General features: G+C 66.5%; 1 pseudogene. It reads left to right on the forward strand.

Annotated features, from left to right (window positions below):
• A pseudogene (locus SB751_RS34490) lies at positions 1-242 on the forward strand (type II secretion system protein GspE); the annotation flags it as partial.

The raw sequence follows: 242 nt of genomic DNA on the forward strand, positions 1-242 counted from the left end.
ATCTTGGATCAGCGAGCGCACGTCGGGCGCGGCGATCGCCGAAGTCGCGCGTAACTTCGGCGCGTTTTCGCTGGTCCGCTTGCCGGCCGACGAACTCGCGCTGGCGATCAATCAGGCGTATGCGCGCCAGGACGGCAGCGCCGCGCAGGTCGTCGGCGAGGTCGAAGGCGAAGTCGACCTGTCGCGACTGATGCAGGACATCCCCGAAGTCGAGGATCTGCTCGAATCGGAAGACGACGCGC

The sequence above is a fragment of the Cupriavidus sp. SIMBA_020 genome, from assembly GCF_046535395.1.
GTDB lineage: Bacteria > Pseudomonadota > Gammaproteobacteria > Burkholderiales > Burkholderiaceae > Cupriavidus > Cupriavidus campinensis.